The sequence below is a fragment of the Bacillus sp. NP247 genome, assembly GCF_018966865.1.
Taxonomy (GTDB): domain Bacteria; phylum Bacillota; class Bacilli; order Bacillales; family Bacillaceae_G; genus Bacillus_A.
This window is the reverse complement of the sequence record NZ_CP076653.1, coordinates 1,029,110-1,046,065: the sequence shown is the minus strand read 5'-3', so window position 1 is coordinate 1,046,065 and position 16,956 is coordinate 1,029,110. Positions and strand designations below refer to the sequence as shown.

The following is a 16,956-nucleotide window of genomic DNA, read 5'->3' as shown; positions in this document are numbered from 1 at the left end:
GTCAAAATGAGCTCTTTTACATTTAACAATGAACGTAAAAAATATATCCAAATAGAAAAAGGATGGAGTCCACCAACATGGGCACCTCTAAAACGAAATTTTTTAAAAACACCTGGATATCCAGGTGCAAGATTATTAGGAACGGAAACAGATCCTCGTCCACTTCCTGTTCCTGTGGGAATTATCGTTCCAGATGGAACAGATTTAGAAACGTTAAAAGAAGAAATAGCAGCTTGGTTAATTACAGAAGAAGCAGTTGAGCTAACTTTTGACACAAAACCAGATAGAACATATATAGCTGTTATTGATGAAGATTTTAATGTTGATGATTTTGTGAGTCTAGGAAAAGATACTTTAAAATTTATTTGCCCAATGCCATATAAGTTAGGTCCTGTACAAAAGAAAACCTTGGCTATTGCAAATGGTGACTTAAAGACTAGTTTTCTTAACAAAGGTTCTGTAGAGTCTAATCCTATTATAGATATCACTGTAGGAGCGCAGAGTCCTTTCCTTGATGTATGGAATGATGACGAATACTTTAGACTGGGATATCCTACAGGGGTTAAAACTCGTGTTGCAAAACAAAATGAACGTCTCATATGGGACGAAATGAAAAGTTTAACCCCTTGGACAGCTGTAACTGGAAAAATAGGTATTTACAAAAGCTCGGGAGCTATGAAGGTGTGGCAAGGGTATGCTTTTACACCTGATTCGTACGGAACGGGAACAGATACTGAGTGGCGCGGTCCTTTTATGAAGCGAACGATTCCTAATACAGGAGGCGTTATTCAAGACTTTAGACTTGATGTGCAAATGAATTTCCAATCCGAACACTGGAACAGAATGGGGAAAACTGTAGTAATGCTTTTAGATGCTAACGACAACGTAATAGTTGAACTAGCAATGGCTGACGAGTATATGAGTCATGAAATGACAACGGCACAAGCGATTATTGATTCAGGAGGTACTAGAAAGTGGATTTTTGACGAGATGGGAATGTACTCTGATACATTTAATGACTTTAGAGGACATGTTTCAGTAGCTCGCCGGGGCAAAGAATGGAGTTTCTATTTTGCTAAATATCGCAAAAATACTGAAATAGATGATGCTAGTTTTGTTCGTACATGGAGAGATGAGTCTGACAGTAATCCTATGACAGCTAGACCAGTAGCAAAGATAGCTGTAGGTTGTATTGTTTATGGTGCGAATCCGCCTGCTGACATTGTATTTATTGAAGATGTTAAGTTTTGGAAAATAAATACTTTAACAATAGATGAAACTCCTTATATTTTCGATGTAGGAGATAAAATTCAAATAGATACAGAACGTTCACTTGTAACGATAAACGGAACAAACGCAATAGCGCTGAAAGACATATTTAGCACATTTCCTGTTGTGAAACGAGGGCAAAATGAAATTATAGTACGTCCAGCTAATGTGGGGATACCGGAATTAACATACAGGGAGCGATTTAGATGAGAACACCAAGTGGGGACGTACATGTTGTTGATTTTAAAACAAGTCAAATCGTTTCAGCTATACAACCCAAAGACTATTGGGATGACAAACGACATTGGGAAATTAAAAATAATATCGATACATTAGAGTTTAGAGTGTTTGAGAATACAGAGCATGCAGCAATGCTTGTGCAACAAAATTTAGTGTTAAAAGAAGTACGTGGTCGTAGAATCGTTCCTTATGTCATTACAGAAGTGGAAAAAAATTCTGATGATAGGTCATTAACAGTTTATGCATCAGGTGATTGGATTCAACTTGCTAAAGCAGGAATTATTAGCCCACAAAAGTTTGAAAGTAAAACATTGAAAGAATGTATGGAAATAGCCCTTAAAGGGACGAAATGGAAAATAGGTGAAACAGAACATAATGGATCGCATTCTATGACCATTGATGAATTTACCGATCCATTAAATTTACTTAAAAAGATTGCAGCTTCATTTGAGTTAGAAATTCAATATCGTGCTGAAGTTTTGGGCTCTCAAATCGTTGGTCGTTACGTTGACATGGTTAAGAAAAGAGGACGAGATACAAAAAAAGAGGTAACCCTTGGTAAAGATTTGATGGGTATTAAACGTATTGAAAACTCTCAAAATATTTGTACTGCCTTATTAGGTTTTGTGAGAAAAGAAGGCGGAGGTTTTATTACTATTTCAGAAATAAATAATGGTGTACCTTATCTTGTGGATGATGATGCTTTTCAAAGATGGAACGAAAAAGGACAGCATAAATTCGGATTTTATACTCCAGAAACAGAAGATCAAGACATGTCTCCGCAACGTCTGAAGATTCTTATGAAAACAGAAATGGATAAACGCGTGAATACTTCTGTTTCTTACGATGTTCAAGCTCAAAGTATTGGACGAGTATTTGGGTTAGCGCACGAACTAATTAATGAGGGCGATACAATACGAATTAAAGATACAGGATTCACACCTAAGCTATACCTTGAAGCGCGTGCTGTTGCTGGTAATGAATCCTTTAAAAATCCCGATCAAGATGATTATGCGTTTGGTGATTATCGTGAGATTGTTGATCCAAATGATGAGTTGCGTAGATTGTACCAAAAGATGCTTAGCTCATTGTATGACAAGGTTCCTCAAGGACTATTTGACCAATTAAAAGACCGAGTGAATGAACAAAATAAAGATATTATTGATGCTAAGGATAAAGCAGATAAGGCTCAAAAAGAAAGTCAAACAGCCAAAGATTTAGCAGAAGCAACTCAAAATTACATGGAGCAAAATCTTGTGGATATCATAGAAAGTGTTAAACCACCTACTGCTAATCTCAAACCGAATAAAACGTTATGGCGTGACATTAGTGGTGGTAAGCCTGGTATTTTAAAAATATGGACTGGCACGGTTTGGGAATCTGTTGTCCCTGATGTGGAGAAGGCAAAGAAAGAAACTTTAGAGCAGGTCAACAAAGATATTGAGTCCACAAAAACAGAGTTAAATAAAAAGGTCCAGGAAGCGCAAAATCAAGCAACAGGACAAGTAAATGAAGTGAAGGAAAGTTTACAAGGCGTTAGTCGTACGATTTCTAATATTGAGAACAAACAAGGTGAAATTGATAAGAAGGTAACTAAGTTCGAACAGGATTCTAGTGGATTTAAAACTTCTATTGAATCGTTAACGAAAAAAGATACTGAAATTAGTAATAAATTAAATACGGTTGAAACAACTGTGGAAGGTACAAAAAAGACTGTTTCTGATGTGCAGCAAACAACAAATGATCTTAAGAAAGTAACAACTGAAATTAAAGAGGAAGCTGGGAAGATTAGCGAAAAATTAGAGAGTGTAGAAACGAAAATTGCTAATACCAAAATAGGTGGGCGTAACGTTGTAGTAGGTACAACTATTCCGGCTGTTATGATTGGTACTAATATTAATAATCAAGCAGTAACTATTTACAGATTTGCAGCAGGTGATTCCCGCGACATTATGGACGGCAAGGAGTTTATGGTGTCCTTTGGCTGGGAAGTTATCGGTGATGCACCAGTGGGTAAGATGTACATGCAGGGAAGTAATCCCTATCCAGGGTTTACAGGTGCTGTTACCTTTAGTTCTACGAATAAAAAGGGTAGCTATTCCCGCGTTGCTTTAATCCCTACAGGTACAGCAGCGTTTCTTGGTGTAAACATGCGTTGTGATGGTTTGGTAGGTACTCTGAAAATTAGTAATTTCCAAATAGAAATAGGTAATAAAGCAACTGAATGGACACCAGCACCTGAAGACCAAGTAACGACCGATGAATTCACGAAGAAAACCACCGAGATTGAAAAAAGTGTGGATGGCGTTAAAACTACTGTAACAAACGTTCAAAATAGCCAAGGTACAATGCAAACAACCCTGAACCAAGTACAGCAAACTACAAATTCAAATTCTCAAAATATTACATCACTAACGCAAATGCAGGGGCAACAAGGGGCGATTGTTCAACAAAACACTAGCGATATCACGCAGTTGAATAATCAAATTAAATCTAAAGTTTCTGATACCCAAATGCAAGAATATGTAGGAGGGTTAGGAAGTACAAACTTACTATTTAACACTGCATTCGAAAGCCGAACAATAGAGGCTTCTACAGGAGTTATAACTAGTAGAACACCTAGTGTCGATAAATGGGGTTTATGGGCTAATGGAACAAACTTTAAAGCTGCACCTGAGTCAGCTCGTAACCACGATGGATTTAACTCTGTGAAGTTAGAAACTACTGATCTAACAGCTAACAAACCTTCTAGTATGTATCAAGGTGTAGCAAGTCAAGCTAACTCAGGTGACCATGTATTTTCTGCTTGGTTTTACACTGATAGCAAAGCCTTATTAGATGGTGGGGCTTATATAGAAGTATCTTATTACAACGGTGGGACTTGGGTAGCTTCTAAAGCTGTACAACTAGTACCTTTACTAGTTAATAACTCATGGGTATATGCTTCGGCAACTCTACCTGCCCCTGCTACAGCTCATAATGCTGTTCGAGGGAACGTAACTATTAATCGTAATGGTAGACTGTGGGTTTCACAACCACAATTACAAAAAGGTACTACGCCTTCAACATTCATGGAGAACCCTAAAGATTACGCTAACTATGAACAACTTGTAGGTGAGATTGCTAAGAAAGTTGCTACTTCTGATTTTAACTCTAAAGTATCAACTCTTGAAACAAGTATAAATCAGCAGTCTAAAAGTATCGAGTTAAAGGCAGAGAAAACGGATGTTTACACAAAAACAGAAGCAAACGGTCAATTTGGAAGTAAGGCTATTGTAGATACTCATACAAGCACACTCAGTGTAATGAGTAACGAGATTAACCTCAGAGTTAAATCCGGAGATATCGCTTCCACAATCAATCAAACAGCTCAATCTGTATTGATTCAGGCTGGTAAGATTTATCTGGATGGCCACATTGAAGCGAAACACTTGAAAGCTCAAACGCTCCAAGGTGTGACTATACAGACAGCACCTCAAGGTTCAGGTGCTAACCAAATCCGCTTGAATGCTCAGAACATGACTTTATACGGCAGCAATCAGGCTCGTGGTTACTTTGGGTTTATTAACCGTACAGATAGTAATATTCAGTCTGCCTTAATCTTAGGTAATGATTATGAAAGTTCAGGAACCCTTAACGGTTCTTTAGTACTTGATCAAACTACAATTGCAGGAACTCAATGGACTAACTCAGTTGCTTCCATTGGAATTGCTACTGGTAAAAGTGGCAATGACATCTTGAAATCAAGTTACATTAATTTCTATCGTTACGATGGAGGAATGGAGCTCAAGTCTCAAGGTGACTTCAAGATTCTGAATGATAACGGAAACGTGATCTTAAATGCTAATGCTACAGGATCAACAACTGGTTTTATAAATTTAAGTGCTTCTAAGGATATTAACTTTACTGCTAAACGTGGCTACTTTTACTTTCACACAAGTGACAACCGCTCATACCCTTCTCTAGTAATTACGGATAAAAGCCCTACAAATAATGGCGATGTTGATTTTACCTTTGCAAATCAGCTTATGTTTAGAGTGGCAAGACATCCTGACTATGTTGGGGACGGATTACAGATTAAAAATGGAACGGGAACTTCTTGGGCAAACATGAAACTAGGCGTATTACGAACGATGGGGAACATTGGCTGTGATGCAGATGTGTATGCAAAGAATTTCATTAATACGTCTACACGGAAAGTTAAAACAAACATCGAAGACTTACCTTTCTCAGCACTGAAAAAAGTTAATAGCGTAAGAATTAAAAAATATAATTTAATCTCTGATGTTGAAAAATACAATGCAGGTGAAATTGATGCTTTACCTGTAAACTACGGTATGATTGCAGAAGATACTGATGAAGTATTCACAACAAAAGAAAAAGATGCAGTCACACTGTATGGCTCTGTTTCTATTACAATGCAAGCGGTACAAGAACTAGACTATAAAGCAGACAATATGCAGTTTGATATTGGAATGTTAAAACAAGAACTCGAAGCAGAAAAACTTGAGAAAGTTTTCATCCAGGATCAACTTTACGAATTAAAGGATTTAGTAGTTCGTCAGGAAGACAGAATAGCAAAGTTAGAAGAATTATTACTACAACAATTAATTGATAAGAAACCAGAGCAGTCATAGGCTGGTCTTTTTATTTTGTATAAACTACGGCTTTTAGAGACAAGTGTGCGATAACATGCTTTTTTATTTAAAAAAAAGGCGACTGTAAGTGTAATGTATATGGGCTCTAAATATTAACGAGCGGATTTGATGCAGGGTAAGTTATCTTTGTAAAAGAACTAAGGATTAAGATTAATAAAAAGTGATTTAAAAAACGTTACTCTTGATGTCGATTAAATCACTAAGTTAAATTAATCCTGTGAATCTGCGTTGTCATGATTCGCTGAATTCGAATCGTGATTATTACCTTCCGAATGATCCTGAGCGCTTTTCATAGATGCTGTAATAAATGCTGTTGTCGTCACAGCATTCATCCAATTTGCTTCAGCATCATTAGCATTTGTTCCTGTTTCGTTCTGAGTACCAATTTCTTGTGTTGAGGAATGATTTTTTAATTCTTTTTCAATAGATTTGTTATGTTTTTTCTTCCTACCAAAAATCTTCATGGATACTTGTAATATAAAGCATACAATGAAGACTATTAGAAGAAAGAAAAAGAAAATTAAAGATAAATCAATGATCTCTTCCATATGCATACCTGCTTTCTACTTTAAGTGACAATAAATATCCTTAATTGAATGAGCATTCTATATTTTTTAAATCAGTGTACCAATTAGTGAGATATATGTACTACTAAACGATAACAAAAAACGCAGTACTATAAAACATTAAGAGCAAAATAAACAATAGTAAAATCATTCTGAATAAAATACGGCATTTATTCCAAAGAGGGACGAGCAATCGTCTCTCTCTTTTTATTTTGAAAGGAGCTGAACCAATGCAAGAAATTCAAGATTTAAAGCAAGAGATCCAACAGATAAAGTTAGATCAAAAAGATATGCAACGAGACATCCGAAACATAGAAACACGTACCACTGTCAATGAAAAGGACATTGTGAATATAAACAAACAGCTTGAGAAGATTAGCGCCAATACTACTTGGATTCTCCGTATCATTATTGGTGCAATCGTAACAGCACTTATCGGTTTATTGTTGAAGGGTGGTGGTATGTAATGATTGAGATTACTGTAATGATTGGAATTGTTGTTGGTCTTTCACAAATCGCTAAAACAATTGGATTACAAACAAAATACGTTCCGTTATTAAATTTAACGCTTGGCATTGTGCTAGGCGTTTTATTTTTGGGCGGAGATATCAAAACAAATGTATTTCAAGGAATCATCATTGGACTGTCAGCAAGTGGATTATTTGACCACACAAAAATTATGAAAAAGGATGTTGATGCTAAATGAAAAAGTTAATGAAACATGTTACTTCATTTCTTATGATTCTAGTACTTGCTGTTTCTTTTACAACAAGTGCTTTTGCTGATAGAACGCTTATTATTCCTGATTTACCAAAACAACCATACCGTTATGGTGTAGGTGCTTATGAAGGCGTTGTAGCTCATTCCACAGCAACTCCAGAAGCGCCAGCTATCAATATTCAAAAATACGAGTCTCGTACGTGGCGTTCTGCATTCGTTCACTATGCAGTCGATTGGAACGAAACAATCCAAATCGCTGATACAAAGTACATTGCTTATGGAGCTGGACCAGGAGCAAATAAACGCTTTGTTCATGTAGAGTTATGTGAAACAAGAGATTATGAGAAATTTAAGCGCAGCTATGATAAATACGTAAAGTTACTAGCTAAAATCTTACGTGATCGAGGATTATCTGTAGAAAAAGGATTGTGGACTCACTACGATGTAACGAAATATCTTGGCGGTACAGATCATGAAGATCCACTTGATTACTTAAAATCTCACGGTGTATCTGAAGGGCAATTTAGAGCGGAGGTACAACGAGCATATAATAATTCAAATGTTGAAGTTTCTGTTCCTGAGAAACCTTCTAAACCAGCTGAAGTGCCTACGGCTGTTACTGATGGTGTGGCTTATATTGAAGGTTACAACGTTAACTTACGCAAAGGACCAGATACAAGCTATTCTAATATTCGTCAGTTGAACAAACCAGAATCATATATTGTTTGGGGCGAAAAGGATGGTTGGTTAAATCTTGGCGGTGAGCAATGGATTAAGAACGATCCATCTTATGTTAAGTTTAATAAGAAAAGTACAGTGGATTCTTCTATTGTAGGAAAGCGTGTTGTTTCTAAAGTTAACAATCTACGTTTCTATGATGTTCCATCTTGGCAGGATAAAGATGTTGCTGGTTCTGTGGATGCAGGGTTAGGATTCACAATTGATGCGAAAATAAATGTCAATGGATCGTCACAATATAAAGTACACAACAGCCAGGGTAAAACATACTATGTAACAGCAAATGAAGCCTATGTGTATGTGAAGTAAAAACAAGAGCCGTCATTTGACGGCTTTTTTTATTGCTATGTAATTAGAATTTACTTTTAGATAATGCTTTAAGTACTGGCTTTACAATTAAACCTACTAAACGAAAAGTTTTAAATATAGAGCGTACAACCTTCATGAAGATGCTCCCCCTAAATTAAAGGACATATCTTATTCCTCTATTTCTTTTATTGCGTTTAGTGAATCATTAAAATGTTCCAAACCATCAAGTACAGATTGTTGATACCATTCAACCTTTTCTTTATCGTTTCCTTGCTTTCACCGTCACACCACTTTAACATGTTATATGATACTAAAACTACTTCACTTTCTTAGCTTTTAATACGTTTTCTTTTACATCCTCCATTTGAAAAACGTCATTTTTAAATGACTTTATAGTATACTCTATGTTAGAGTTAAGACTGTCCTTATCTTGATTCTTACCTTCTTGCACATACTTATCAATTGCAAGATTAAGTTTCTTTGTTGCTGAATCATATGTCCATTTACCTTTTATATAGTTTTCCTTATGGTCCTTTTTACTTCTACTCTCATATAACATGTATGAACCATCTTTTTTCAAGTCTAAACCTACAGAAAAGAAATTATTCTTATAAATACCCCAGTGACCTACTAGTTCTTTACTGTTTGACGATATACCAATCTCTCCATCTGTAAGGCTCATAAAGAATGAGTCTGAAACAAAACCATCTATATTATCGTCATTTATTTTAGATACATCTTTCTCAGTCTCCTCTTCTGTCTCATAAGTAGAAGTAGACTTTTTATCTTCTTTATCAGAGTCTAGAGATGCTAACGCACCTCTTAGCTGTGCTTCAATCTGTTCATCGCTATAATGCAACTGTTTCATATCCTTTACCATCTTATCTGCATTAAACTCTTTATCCACCTGTCTATACTCTGATTGAGTAAGTCCGTATGTTTCTAGCGTACAACCTGCTAATAACATAACAGGTAAAGCTAACGCTATTAGTTTCTTTGCTTTCATTATGTATACTCCTTTTTAAATGAATCGTAATTAATTAACATATGAAACCATAACATAAATTACATGAATAAGATATACAAATATTCCATCCTTAAGAGGGGTTTTGAGCGTTTTAACAATATGAAAACATGTATTACGGTTGTAGAGAACCCCGCTCCGTATGCTTTTGAAAAAATTACACCGTATCCGATCCTCAACGTTTGGGGGCAGTTTATGCTTTCATAAACTCACTATCGAAATAGAACTTGCCAACCAAATTAATACAATACTGTTGAATTCGTTTATTGTATTAATAAAAAACGTATGATATATATGCTTGGGAATGAAAATAAATTTACAGGATGTGAAATGGCAATATAATAGAAGAAAGAAGAAATATTTATATTGTCATCACCCTGTTGGCGTCAACCTCATGCGCCTAATGGCTACAAAAGACATATACTTCGTACCATTCGGCCAAGATGCACCAGAGAAAAAACCGAACTCAATGGTAGCTCGTATGGAGTTACTTGAAGATACAGTATTAGAAGCGTTACAAGGAAAACAATTACAACCTGTCGTTGTAGAAAAATTCAGATATATGAATTAAAAAACGAAAAAAAACGGACAATTTTTGATGAAACCATCATTCTTACTGTAGAATATGATAAAATTAACGTTATTAAGATTAGAAGGGGCATAGTAAGCTCCTTCTAATTCTAAGTTATAGAAGGATTGGTATCTAGAAAGGGGCATAGTGATGGAAAAGCAAAAAACTTTTCATGTCGCTGTAGTTGGAGCAACCGGCGCAGTTGGTGAACAAATGTTAAATACTTTAGAGAAACGAGAATTTCCAATTGGGAAGTTAACGTTACTTTCATCTAAACGATCTGCAGGTAAGAAACTTGTATTTAAAGGCGAAGAATTTACAGTTCAAGAGGCAACTCCTGAAAGTTTTGAAGGAGTAGATATTGCACTATTTAGTGCTGGTGGATCTGTATCGAAACAATTAGCGCCTGAAGCAGCAAAGCGCGGTGCAATTGTTGTTGATAATACAAGTGCATTCCGTATGACAGAAAACGTGCCACTTGTTGTACCTGAAGTAAATGAAAATGATTTAAAAGAACATAATGGTATTATTGCAAATCCAAACTGTTCTACAATTCAAATGGTAGTAGCTCTTGAGCCAGTTCGCCAGCAATATGGTTTAAAACGAGTAATCGTTTCCACATACCAAGCTGTATCAGGTGCTGGTGCGGCAGCTATTGAAGAACTTCATGAACAATCACAAGCAATCTTAAATGGTGAAGAAGTAAAGGCGAATGTTTTACCTGTATCAGGTGACGAAAAGCATTTCCAAATTGCTTTTAATGCTATTCCACAGATTGATAAATTCCAAGATAATGGATTTACATTTGAAGAAATGAAAATGATTAATGAAACGAAAAAAATTATGCATATGCCTGAATTAGAAGTAGCTGCGACATGTGTACGTTTACCAGTTGTATCGGGTCATTCTGAGTCTGTGTATATTGAAGTAGATAAAGAAGGCGTAACAGTAGAAGAAATGAAAAACTTACTTGCAAATGCAGAAGGTATTGTACTGCAAGATAATCCAGCAGAGCAGTTATATCCAATGCCAGCTACTGCAGTAGGTAAAAACGAAGTATTCGTTGGAAGAATCCGTAAAGATTTAAATAATGATAAAGGATTCCATCTTTGGGTCGTATCTGATAACTTATTAAAAGGCGCTGCATGGAATTCTGTTCAAATTGCAGAGCGCTTAGTAAAATTACAATTAGTGTAAACGGCTAAGAGAAGGTGCAAAATATGAAAATTATTGTTCAAAAATTTGGTGGTACATCAGTACGTGATGACAATGGGCGTAAGCATGCGCTTCACCATATAAAAAAATCGTTAGCTGCTGGTTATAAAGTAGTTACTGTCGTATCAGCAATGGGCCGTAAAGGTGAACCGTATGCAACTGATACGTTATTAAGTCTTGTAAATCAAGAGGAATCTAATATTTCTAAACGCGAGCAAGATTTATTATTATCATGCGGAGAATTAATCTCAGCAATCGTTTTCTCGAACATGTTGAATGAGAATGGTATAAAAGCAGCAGCATTAAATGGTGCACAAGCTGGTTTTGTAACGAATGGTGACTTTACGAATGCAAAGATTATTGAAATGAATTGCGATCGTATACATGAAGAGTTACAAAATGTAGATGTTATCGTCGTTACTGGATTCCAAGGTCAAACGAAAAATGGAGATACGACAACACTTGGACGCGGAGGTAGTGATACTTCAGCTTCAGCATTAGGTGTTGCGCTTCATGCTGAATATATCGATATCTTCACAGATGTTGAAGGTGTTATGACTGCGGATCCTCGCATTGTAAAAGATGCGCGTCATCTTCAAACTGTAACATATAACGAGATTTGTAACATGGCTTATCAAGGTGCGAAAGTTGTCCATCCGCGTGCGGTTGAAATCGCGATGCATGCAAAAGTACCACTTCGTGTACGTTCTACGTATTCTGATAGTGAAGGTACGCTTATTGCGGCATATGATGGTGCCACAAAAGGGCAGGATGTAGAAGAACGTCCTGTTACAGGGATTGCCCATGTGTCAAACGTAACGCAAATTAAAGTGCTTGCAAAAGAAACTGCATACGATTTACAACAACATGTGTTTAAAGAAATGGCTAATGAAGGGATTAGTGTGGACTTAATTAACATTTCTCCTACTGGTGTAGCTTATACAGTAAATGATAGTGTATCAGCTCGCGCTGTCGAATTGTTGAATCAACTTGGATATGAGCCAATTGTGACAGAGCATTGTGCGAAAGTATCTATTGTTGGAGCTGGAATGGCAGGTATTCCAGGGGTTACTGCGAAAATCGTCACAGCTTTAGCGGAAAAAGGTATTCAAATTCTGCAATCAGCAGATAGTCATACGACAATTTGGGTTCTTGTAAAAGAAGCCGATTTAGTGGAGGCTGTGAATGCATTACATAGTGCATTTGAGCTTTCAAAAGAAAAGCAACTGGAACAATAAGGAGTGAGATCATGATAGATTTTGGGACAATTGCAACTGCGATGGTAACACCGTTTGATAAAAACGACAATATCGATTTTGCAAAGACAACGAAATTGGTAAATTATTTAATTGATAACGGTACAACAGCAATCGTGGTAGGAGGAACGACTGGAGAATCTCCTACATTAACATCAGAAGAAAAAGTAGCGTTATATCGCCATGTCGTATCTGTTGTCGATAAAAGGGTGCCCGTAATCGCTGGAACAGGTAGCAATAATACGCATGCTTCTGTTGATTTAACAAAAAAGGCAACTGAAGTTGGTGTTGATGCAGTTATGCTAGTGGCACCGTATTATAACAAACCGAGTCAAGAAGGGATGTACCAGCACTTTAAAACAATCGCTGAAAGCACTCCGCTTCCGGTAATGCTATATAATGTTCCAGGACGATCTATTGTACAAATCTCCGTTGATACAGTTGTTCGTTTATCAAAAATAGAAAACATTGTTGCGATTAAAGATGCAGGCGGCGATGTATTAACAATGACAGAAATCATTGAAAAAACAGCGGACGACTTTGCAGTATACAGCGGTGATGATGGTTTAACATTACCAGCTATGGTAATTGGAGCAAAAGGTATTGTTTCTGTAGCATCTCATGTTATCGGGAATGAAATGCAAGAAATGATTGCTGCATTCCAAGCTGGAGAGTTCAAAAAAGCGCAGAAATTACATCAATTACTAGTAAAAGTAACGGATGCACTATTTATGGCGCCAAGCCCAACACCAGTAAAAACAGCATTACAAATGGTTGGATTAGATGTAGGTTCTGTACGTTTGCCACTTCTTCCATTAACGGAAGAAGAAAGAGTAACGTTACAATCTGTAATGCAATCTATTCCTCGTTAATAAAAATGACCTAGTGTGAAACTAGGTCATTTTTATTTTGACCAACTATATGTAAGTGGTGAAAATTAGCTATAGCTAATAGGCTGTAATAAGAAGGGGACGGCAGGGGGGAGGATTAGTAAGAAACTGATTACAGAGATAAGATTTTTTTAGTGAATATCGTTTCGTGTTTATGTAAAGAACTCACATGAATATTTTTCCATTAAACTCCTATTACGTAGGAAAAATAGTAAGTATGATATGAAAATCCCCCCCGAAAATTACAGCCTCACTTTAGCGTCTTCTCTTGTCTTTCGCATAATTTAACTTGTGTTCTATTTCTTGTATCAGGTATAATATGGCTAAGTAGCTTAGTACGGGTATGCTTAGCAAAATTAGTAAAAATTACGATTCAATGAAATTTTCATATCATATCGAATAAGATATTTGATTTATATAATGAAAGAGAGGTGAAACCTGGTTTAAAAAATTAACAAGGACATGATATCGCATAACGGTAAGGACATTCGTCTTGGACGGTGAATATATGGTGGTTGTAGAGTTTCCCCTGGTGTCTCTGCAATTTTAGTGAAATCAGTGTTTGCAAGATTTTTAAACCAGGCAACAACATGAAGAGAAAAGAGAATGAGTCTGTTAAAGTATTTGCTCTTGGCGGAGTAGGTGAAATCGGAAAAAACATGTACTGTGTTGAAATTGATTCTGAAATCTTTATTGTAGATGCAGGATTGATGTTCCCGGGAGATGAAATGTTTGGGATTGATATTGTTATTCCTGACATTACATATTTAGTAGAAAATCAAGAGCGAGTAAAAGGACTATTTATTACCCATGGTCATGAAGATCATATAGGTGGAATTGTTTATGTGCTTCGTAAATTATCTATTCCAGTATATGCGACGAAATTAACGGTAGGACTTATACAAGAAAAGCTTGGCGAAGCAGGAATGTTAGGCCGTGTAGACTTAAAAACAATTGACTCGAATTCAACAGTAGAGTTTAATTCAACAACTGTGTCATTCTTCGGAACGACACATAGTATTCCGGATTCTGTGGGTGTTTGTTTCCATACATCAAAAGGTGCTGTAGTATATACAGGAGACTTTAAATTTGATCAAACTCCAATCGGAAATAGTGGAGCAGATCTTGGGAAAATGGCGCAAATTGGAAATGAAGGCGTACTTTGCTTGTTATCTGATAGTACAAACGCTGAACGTCCTGGTTATACAGGTTCGGAAAAAGAAGTTGGTATAGAGATTTCTAAAGTATTCTATAGTTCAGAAGGACGTATTATTGTTGCTTCATTTGCCTCCAATGTACATCGAATTCAACAAGTGTTTGATGCAGCTGCTGAAACTGGAAGGAAGGTAGCGGTAGTAGGACGTAGTATGGTGAAAGTGGTAGATATTGCAAGACGTCTTGGTTATTTAGATGTTCCAGAAGGTATGGTTATTTCATTACAAGAAATAGACAATTTCCCGGAAAAAAAGGTAGCTATTTTAACGACTGGTAGTCAAGGGGAACCGATGGCAGCCCTTTCTAGAATGGCGAAGCAAGCTCATAAACAAATTTCAATTCGTAAAGGTGATACTGTTGTTATTGCAGCTTCTCCAATTCCAGGAAATGAAATATCAGTATCAAAAATTATTGACTTGTTATTTAGAGCTGGGGCTGAGGTTATTTATTACGGTGAAAGAAAAGTTCACGTTTCAGGTCACGGTAGCCAAGAAGAATTAAAGTTGATGATAAATTTAATGAAGCCGAAGTATTTTGTACCCGTACATGGTGAGTTCCGTATGCAAAAAGCACATGCATATTTAGCGGAAGATGTAGGTATTACGAGAGAGAATATCTTTATCGTAGAAAAAGGTGATGTAATTGCTTTTGGTGACGATGAAGCAAAATTAGCTGGTAAAGTGCAAGCTGGCAATGTTTTAATTGATGGATTAGGTGTAGGTGACGTCGGTAACATCGTTCTTCGAGATAGAAAGATGTTATCTCAAGATGGAATTTTAGTTGTTGTTGTAACACTAGGTAAGGATGAGAAGAAAATAATCTCTGGTCCAGAAATTATTTCACGCGGCTTTGTATATGTTCGTGAATCAGAAGCATTAATCGAACGATCCACAGATATTGTACGTATGATTGTTGAACAATCAATTAAAGAGTATACAATTGAATGGTCTATGTTGAAACAAAATATTCGTGAATTATTAGGGCAGTTCTTGTACGAAGAAACGAAGAGAAAGCCAATGATTTTACCGATTATTATGGAAGTATAAAGAAGGTCACCTTTACAGGTGATCTTTTTCTTTTTTAACCCCATCGAATGAAATTCATAACTTAAGAAATAATAGTTATATACGAGTGAAAGGGGATGCGATATGACAGAACGTGATCGTTATACAAATGAAGAAAAAGAAGCTGAGCCGAAAGAAGTTCCAAAAGAAGCTTCTATAGTGGAGAAAATTCAGCAACTTGGACAGACGAATGTACCACAAATGAATGAATCGCGTATTCATTGCTTAACAATTGTTGGGCAGGTGGAAGGTCATATTCAGTTGCCACCACAAAATAAAACAACAAAATATGAACACATCATTCCGCAAATTGTCGCCATTGAACAAAATCCGAAAATTGAAGGTTTACTGTTAATATTAAATACAGTTGGAGGTGACGTTGAAGCTGGGTTAGCGATTTCTGAAATGGTGGCCTCGCTTTCAAAACCAACTGTATCTCTTGTTTTAGGAGGAGGGCATTCAATCGGTGTACCGATTGCAGTCTCAACTGATTATTCATTTATTGCCGAAACAGCGACGATGACAATTCATCCGATTCGTTTAACAGGTCTTGTTATAGGTGTGCCGCAAACATTTGAGTATTTGGATAAAATGCAAGAAAGAGTCATTCGATTTGTGACAAAGCATTCGAAAGTAACGGAAGATCGTTTTAAAGAGCTTATGTTTGCAAAAGGGAATTTGACGCGTGATATTGGGACGAATGTAATAGGTGGAGATGCAGTGAAGTATGGTCTTATAGATGGTGTCGGTGGTATTGGTAGCGCACTTCGAAAATTAAACGAATTAATTGATGAACGCAAGGATAATAGTGCAGAAGGGGCAATGCTGCAATGATTTTATATACAATTATGCCAGAGCAACTTGTGTATCCAGCCGATTATTCACAATGCGAAAGCCAAAAAGTTGTGAATATAAATGGTGTGGGATTAGTGGTTTCTGAGGAGGATAATCAATGTTACTCTATTGTACGTGTATTAAGTACGAATCCGTCTCACTACCTAGAGTTTGAGCCTGGACAGAAAATTACCTTTTAGCAAAAAGAAGGATTTTGTTTAGGAGCTATGGTATAATATACAAAACAAGACGGTTGAGCAGCCATGAGTAGGCTGCTTTCTTCTGTTTATTTAACATTTTACAAGAAGTGTAAAAATAGAAGATATAAAGACCTGAAAAATAGAGAGAAAGACATATAAGTAGAGCTTTTTTATAAGGAAGTTGTAC

The 16,956-nt window shown here is 36.4% G+C and carries 13 protein-coding genes and 1 pseudogene; 12 read left to right on the top strand and 2 right to left on the bottom strand.

Features of this window, described 5'->3' with window-relative positions; genetic code table 11:
• Positions 1-6: 6 nt before the first annotated feature.
• Entirely contained in the window at positions 7-1,479 is a 1,473-nt protein-coding gene (locus KPL75_RS05360) for a distal tail protein Dit (protein WP_219919680.1), read from the top strand.
• The gene (locus tag KPL75_RS05355; RefSeq protein ID WP_219919679.1) at positions 1,476-6,146 is read left to right on the top strand and encodes a phage tail spike protein; all 4,671 of its coding nucleotides are present in this window, start codon (positions 1,476-1,478) and stop codon (positions 6,144-6,146) included. The genes KPL75_RS05360 and KPL75_RS05355 overlap by 4 nt, the downstream gene beginning before the upstream one ends.
• A gap of 230 nt (positions 6,147-6,376) precedes the next feature.
• Here KPL75_RS05355 and KPL75_RS05350 read toward each other — a convergent pair whose 3' ends face one another.
• Positions 6,377-6,715, bottom strand: a complete 339-nt coding sequence (locus tag KPL75_RS05350; protein ID WP_219919678.1) for a hypothetical protein — start codon at positions 6,713-6,715, stop codon at positions 6,377-6,379.
• Positions 6,716-6,963: 248 nt separating this feature from the next.
• Here KPL75_RS05350 and KPL75_RS05345 point away from each other — a divergent pair, with 248 nt between their 5' ends.
• From KPL75_RS05345 to KPL75_RS05335, 3 genes are read left to right on the top strand one after another with little or no spacing between them, the layout of a single operon-like run.
• Positions 6,964-7,200: a hemolysin XhlA family protein gene (locus KPL75_RS05345; RefSeq protein ID WP_078180707.1), complete on the top strand. Its 237-nt coding sequence runs from the start codon at positions 6,964-6,966 to the stop codon at positions 7,198-7,200.
• Complete coding sequence (locus KPL75_RS05340; protein ID WP_219919677.1) at positions 7,200-7,439, top strand: holin; 240 nt, start codon at positions 7,200-7,202, stop codon at positions 7,437-7,439. The genes KPL75_RS05345 and KPL75_RS05340 overlap by 1 nt, the downstream gene beginning before the upstream one ends.
• A complete protein-coding gene (locus KPL75_RS05335; RefSeq protein WP_219919676.1) occupies positions 7,436-8,500 on the top strand; it encodes an N-acetylmuramoyl-L-alanine amidase in 1,065 nt (354 codons plus the stop codon). The genes KPL75_RS05340 and KPL75_RS05335 overlap by 4 nt, the downstream gene beginning before the upstream one ends.
• Before the next feature lie 316 nt (positions 8,501-8,816).
• Here KPL75_RS05335 and KPL75_RS05330 read toward each other — a convergent pair whose 3' ends face one another.
• A complete protein-coding gene (locus tag KPL75_RS05330) occupies positions 8,817-9,506 on the bottom strand; it encodes a DUF3994 domain-containing protein (protein WP_219919675.1) in 690 nt (229 codons plus the stop codon).
• Between the two features lie 400 nt (positions 9,507-9,906).
• On the opposite strand from KPL75_RS05330, the pseudogene spoVFB reads away from it, so the two are divergent.
• From spoVFB to KPL75_RS05295, 7 genes and pseudogenes are all read left to right on the top strand, one after another.
• Positions 9,907-10,095, top strand: a pseudogene (gene spoVFB, locus KPL75_RS05325) (dipicolinate synthase subunit B); the annotation flags it as partial.
• A 150-nt stretch (positions 10,096-10,245) separates the two neighbouring features.
• The gene (gene asd, locus KPL75_RS05320) at positions 10,246-11,292 is read left to right on the top strand and encodes an aspartate-semialdehyde dehydrogenase (RefSeq protein ID WP_002014577.1); all 1,047 of its coding nucleotides are present in this window, start codon (positions 10,246-10,248) and stop codon (positions 11,290-11,292) included.
• Between the two features lie 23 nt (positions 11,293-11,315).
• Positions 11,316-12,548, top strand: coding sequence for an aspartate kinase (gene dapG / locus KPL75_RS05315; protein ID WP_193644834.1), 1,233 nt, complete (start codon positions 11,316-11,318; stop codon positions 12,546-12,548).
• A gap of 11 nt (positions 12,549-12,559) precedes the next feature.
• Positions 12,560-13,438, top strand: coding sequence for a 4-hydroxy-tetrahydrodipicolinate synthase (gene dapA, locus KPL75_RS05310; protein ID WP_219919674.1), 879 nt, complete (start codon positions 12,560-12,562; stop codon positions 13,436-13,438).
• 608 nt (positions 13,439-14,046) lie between these two features.
• Positions 14,047-15,717 carry a ribonuclease J gene (locus KPL75_RS05305; RefSeq protein WP_219919673.1) on the top strand — a complete coding sequence of 557 codons (1,671 nt, stop codon included), beginning with the start codon at positions 14,047-14,049 and terminating at the stop codon, positions 15,715-15,717.
• A gap of 102 nt (positions 15,718-15,819) precedes the next feature.
• A complete protein-coding gene (gene tepA, locus KPL75_RS05300) occupies positions 15,820-16,569 on the top strand; it encodes a translocation-enhancing protein TepA (RefSeq protein ID WP_219919672.1) in 750 nt (249 codons plus the stop codon).
• Positions 16,566-16,769, top strand: coding sequence for a YlzJ-like family protein (locus tag KPL75_RS05295; RefSeq protein ID WP_098632804.1), 204 nt, complete (start codon positions 16,566-16,568; stop codon positions 16,767-16,769). The genes tepA and KPL75_RS05295 overlap by 4 nt, the downstream gene beginning before the upstream one ends.
• Positions 16,770-16,956: the final 187 nt, after the last annotated feature.